Source organism: Candidatus Hydrogenedentota bacterium, assembly GCA_012523015.1.
Taxonomy (GTDB): domain Bacteria; phylum Hydrogenedentota; class Hydrogenedentia; order Hydrogenedentales; family CAITNO01; genus JAAYBJ01.
Genome location: JAAYJI010000137.1, coordinates 1 through 4,776 on the forward strand (window position 1 = coordinate 1; position 4,776 = coordinate 4,776).

The 4,776-nt window shown below is 53.9% G+C and carries 6 protein-coding genes; all 6 read right to left on the bottom strand.

Annotated features, from left to right (window positions below):
* Nucleotides 1-75: 75 nt before the first annotated feature.
* On the bottom strand, nt 76-477 hold the full coding sequence (locus GX117_05705; GenBank protein NLO32839.1) for a class I tRNA ligase family protein: 402 nt from the start codon (nt 475-477) through the stop codon (nt 76-78).
* A gap of 154 nt (nt 478-631) precedes the next feature.
* Nucleotides 632-1,417 carry a TatD family hydrolase gene (locus GX117_05710; protein ID NLO32840.1) on the bottom strand — a complete coding sequence of 262 codons (786 nt, stop codon included), beginning with the start codon at nt 1,415-1,417 and terminating at the stop codon, nt 632-634.
* Nucleotides 1,414-2,304 carry a stage 0 sporulation protein gene (locus GX117_05715; GenBank protein NLO32841.1) on the bottom strand — a complete coding sequence of 297 codons (891 nt, stop codon included), beginning with the start codon at nt 2,302-2,304 and terminating at the stop codon, nt 1,414-1,416. The genes GX117_05710 and GX117_05715 overlap by 4 nt, the downstream gene beginning before the upstream one ends.
* Nucleotides 2,305-2,356: 52 nt before the next feature.
* Nucleotides 2,357-3,442: a DNA polymerase III subunit delta' gene (holB, locus tag GX117_05720; protein NLO32842.1), complete on the bottom strand. Its 1,086-nt coding sequence runs from the start codon at nt 3,440-3,442 to the stop codon at nt 2,357-2,359.
* Nucleotides 3,432-4,085, bottom strand: a complete 654-nt coding sequence (locus GX117_05725; GenBank protein NLO32843.1) for a dTMP kinase — start codon at nt 4,083-4,085, stop codon at nt 3,432-3,434. Before GX117_05725 ends, holB begins: the two co-directional genes overlap by 11 nt.
* Nucleotides 4,082-4,776 (bottom strand): prephenate dehydrogenase (locus tag GX117_05730; GenBank protein NLO32844.1); only part of this gene is annotated, 695 nt, incomplete at its 5' end. The genes GX117_05730 and GX117_05725, both read right to left, overlap by 4 nt.

Genomic DNA, 4,776 nt, shown 5'->3' on the forward strand with positions numbered 1-4,776 from the left:
GTTGGCGTAGGTATAGCCGCACTTGGGACAGGTCCCTTTCACATAGCGGTCGTGCAGCAAGCGTTCCAACTTCGGTCAATACCACAACTCCACCGATTCGGGATGGATGAGGCCTTCTTCAACAAGCTTCGTAAAAAATTGTTGGGTCGAATCCACATGGAGCGGCCATGAGGTGCGCCCATAAATATCATAAGAAATACCCAAGGCTTTGAAGGCCGCTTCGTTGGCGCCATGATAACGGTCGATCACTTCTTGAGGCGTAATGCCCTCTTTGATCGCTGTCAACGTGATCGGTACACCGTATTCATCGGAGCCGCCGATATAAAGAACCGCCTCGCCGCGCAGCCGTTTAAAGCGCACGTATATATCTGCCGGTAAATAAGCGCCGGCTATATGTCCCAAATGAATGTAGCCGTTGGCATAAGGCAGGGCACTGGTCACCAAGCTGCGGGTAAAGGACTGTACCGCTTTGTTCATAAATCTTCCTTCAATGTAGACGGGTAATAATCAGGTAAAAAAAGAGACGGAACGCGTAAGTCGATGAGCCGAGTCTGCGGTATTCATTTTACCTTACAGCGTTGCAAAATTCCAGCGCAATGAAAGAGAGCGTGCGGGTCTGCGTGGACTGCCGCTATTGCAGCGCCTCCGCAGGAAGCCCCTCTATCTTGAAAGCACGGCACGCATTTTCAACTACAAGCCCTTCCATTTCTTCAAGGCTAATCCCTTTGCGTGATGCCATGAAACGGAGCGTATGCAATACGTGAATCGGTTCGCAGCGTTTCCCCCGTACCGGCTGCGGCGCGAGATAAGGCGCATCGGTCTCTGCCAACAATCGATGAAGGGGCACCACCGCTAAAGATTCATGGAGCAGCTGCGCCTTGGGAAAAGTCACGTTACCGGCGAAAGAGATATAGCAGCCCAATTCAAGACATTTTTCTGCGAAGGCGGCATCACCGCCAAAGCAATGCATGATACACGCCGACAGTTGCGGCACATACTCTTTTAACACGGCATAACTGTCTTCTTGAGCGTCGCGGCTGTGCACCACCAGCGGCAGCCCTGTTTTTACGGCGAGGGCAGCTTGTTGTTCAAAGGCCTTCCGCTGGGTTTGGGGATCGGCAACAATATGATGATAATCGAGTCCCGCTTCACCAATGGCGACAACACCGGAGGTTGCAGCCCATGCTTCCAGCTGCGCCAAAGCGGCGCCATCACACTGCTCCGCTTGGTAGGGATGATAGCCGAGGGCAGCATAGACGCGGGGCTGAAGAAAGGCTAAGGCATCACGGCAAGCCTGCGCCCCGTTACCGATGACGATCAAAAAGGCGAGCCCGTCCAAAGCGCGTCGGAGCACCTCCTCCCGGTCTTCATCAAAAGCAGTCATCTGCAAATGGCAATGGGTGTCCACGCCTTTCATGAAGTGGCAGGTCTCCGATCGGGTTTTTTGTTGCGTTTCTTTTTGTGTTTCTTTTTGGCGTTGCCCGCTTTCTGCGCGTCGGCTTGCACATTCTTTCTCGGGTCATCCCGGTTTTCCGGAGCAGGCGGCGGCTTGACCACAAAAGATTTGGAATTGGGGCGTCCTTCATGTTCCTCATCGGTAAGGGACACCTGCCCTTCCTCTTCTCCCTCATGGAAATGAGAAATCTTGGCGGGCTTCAAATCGCCTCGTTCGTAGACTTCATTTTCATAATGTAAACAGCAGAGTAAGCGCCCGCATTGCCCGCTGATTTTTCCCGGGTTGAGCGAGAGGTTCTGACATTTCGCCATGCGCATCGAAATAGGAATGAACGCTTCCAGCCAATGGGCACAACACAAAGGTCTGCCGCAAGTGCCGAGTCCGCCCACCAATTTGGAGCGGTCGCGCACTTGGATATGGCGCAATTCAATACGGCTGTGTAATTCATGGGCAAGATCACGGACGAGTTCTCGGAAATCCACGCGATTTTCAGCCGTGAAAAAGAAGGTGACCTTGTGCCGGTCAAAGGTATATTGCACGTCGACCAGCTGCATGGCTAGATTTCTTTTTTCTATACGTTTGCGGCATAGTTCCAGTGCTTTTTTTTCTTCGCTGTCCAGCGTGTGAAACGATTCTTCGTCGGGGAAGGTCGCCTTGCGCACAACACGCAGCGAAATCTTTTCTTCCATTTCGGACGAACAAGGTTCCGGCGGTAATACGCACCAGCCCCATTCCAGACCCTGATCTGTTTCTACAATAACGGGTTCATCGCGGCGCAAGACGATGTCCCCGCATAAAAAGGCTAATACGCGTCTGGGTTTGCGCAGCCTGATTCTTGCTATATTCATGCGTTGCCGCTCCATTTCTTTTCTTGTATATTCACCCTGTTTCTTATAACACTCAAGGCGCGCTCAACACAAAAAACAGGTCTCTGAATATCCGTTGTTTATTTAAATTTCTTTCGATGTACATCCATGCCTCGGAGATCGCCTTCAGCCGTACGGCGCAGCGATGGGCACAGACTTCTTTGCTGAAATGACTGGTTTGACCGAGATAATGAATAAAAGGCGCATCCGGAACAACACTGTGTACCAGTTCATCACGATACCACGCGTCGAAGAGGACGAGATGTTCAATCATTTCCCGCCGTACAAGACCGGCAATGTGCGCATCTATGGCGTCTTTGTCCGGCGCAGTCTCCTCTTCATCAGGCGCGGTGGATCCGCGCTGCGTTTCCTGCACTTGTTTGGCAATACTTTTTTCCGTCTCTTGAATGTATTTGCCAAACTGCTCACTGAGCGCCAGCGGGTCTTCGCCTTTGGCAAGAGAAAGAATAACATGAAGCACCGTTTCGAGCCGCTTGTTTTCCGTCAATTCTAAAGCCCGCGCCACGCTGCCGCCGGCAAGGGCTGCGAACATGGGCCGCTTCGCCCCGTCCACATCACTGTGTTGCTTCAACAGCGAAGCGATGGTCTCGGTGCTCAACACGCCAAAGCGAACCCGTTGACAACGGGATTGAATGGTGGGCAGCAGGAAACGGGGCTGCCCGGAAATCAGGATGAAGGTCGTATCACTGGGCGGCTCTTCCAAGGTCTTCAAAAATTTGTTTTGCGCCGTCTCGTTCATTCGGTCTGCATCTTCAATCAAAACAATGCGCCGGCCGCTGTCGAAGGGCCTGTAAGCGCTCAGATCGTTAAGTTCGGTGATCACCGATTCCCGAATGATGCGCATCTTGCCCGTGGGCGTGATCAACATCACATCCGTATGATTGCGATGCTCAATCTTGCGGCAGGACAAACACGTATCGCAGGCGTCATCATCGCTTTCCATGCAGTTGACGGCTTTGGCAAATTCCCACGCGGCAAGCCGTTTCCCGACGCCGTCGGGGCCCCAAAAAAGCAGTCCATTAGGGATACGTTTCCTGCGTACAAGATTACGCAAAAGCCGCAAGGCAACCGATTGATCCTGTATTCGCTTAAAACTCATGGGAGCTCCGACTATGGGAAAGCATAAAAGGCAGCATACGCAAATGACGCTGCAGCTGCTGTTGAACCTGCTCAACGGAGAGGGTCGCATCTATGATTGTAATACGTTGTGTGTCTTCTTTTGCAATGCGCAGAAATTCATCGCGTATACGGCCATGAAATGCCATGGACTCTTGCATCATCCGATCCGTGCTGCCCCGATCTGTGGCGCGGCCCATGCCCACTTCCACCGGTAAATCTAACAGGAAGGTGTGCGTAGGCCATGCCTCACCGGCAGCGAGCCGATTCATACGGTCGACGAGATCCGCATCCAGCCCACGGCCCGTGATCTGATACGCATGGGTGGAATCTACATAGCGGTCGCAAAGGACGATTGCGCCCCGGCGCAAGGCAGGCAATACGACTTGGGCAACATGCTGCGCCCGTGCCGCTTGAAACAGCAATAATTCCGTGAGGGGAGCGACGGTTTCATCTACCGTATCCATAAGCAGCCCCCGTATGCGCTCAGAGAGCGGGGTTCCGCCCGGTTCGCGCGTGGCGACCACCTTAAAACCTTGTGCTTCTAAAAACTGTGCTGTAAGGGGCAGTTGCGTTGACTTGCCCGAGCCTTCCCCGCCTTCAAAGGTTATAAGCGTGCCTTTCATGTCTCGGTAACATCCCTCCTCGCGTCAGCGCCCTGTTGGAAATAGGCTTCAATGGCGGAGGCGTCTGCTGCAGCGAGCGCCCTTTCAAAGTCACTCAAAATGCCGCGCAGCGCTGCCAAGACCGGAAGAAGGGCCGCCTGATTTTCAAGACAGATGTCCCTCCATATTTCAGGGCTGGATAAGGCGATGCGGGTCGTATCGAGAAAACCGTTGCCGATAATATCTTTCGAAGCGCCGCCTGCCTGTGCCGCCAGAGCCAAGGCCGTGGCAACAACATGGGGCGCATGGCGCGGTCGCGCCAGTAAGGCATCATGAAGGGGAACGTCCAAATCCACTACGCGCGCACCACAGGCACGCCACAAGGCGCAGACCCGTTCCCGTGCCTCGGTGTGGAGGGACGAATCTTTTTCGATAAGACAGACTTGATCTTGATAGAGGTCGGCGCGGCCGTAGGCGGGGCCAAAAGTTTCCGCGCCCGCCATGGGATGACAGCCGATAAAACGGCGCGGAGACGGACAGACCTGCGCCGCATGGGCACAAATAGCGCCCTTGGTACTGGCTACGTCGAGAATAATCGCGTGGGGAGAAGAGGCGGCCAAGACTTGATCCAACATGGGAATCACGAGCCGGACAGGCGTGGCGATCACAATCAATTCTGCGTCGGCGACACCCTCCGCTACATCGGTGGTAA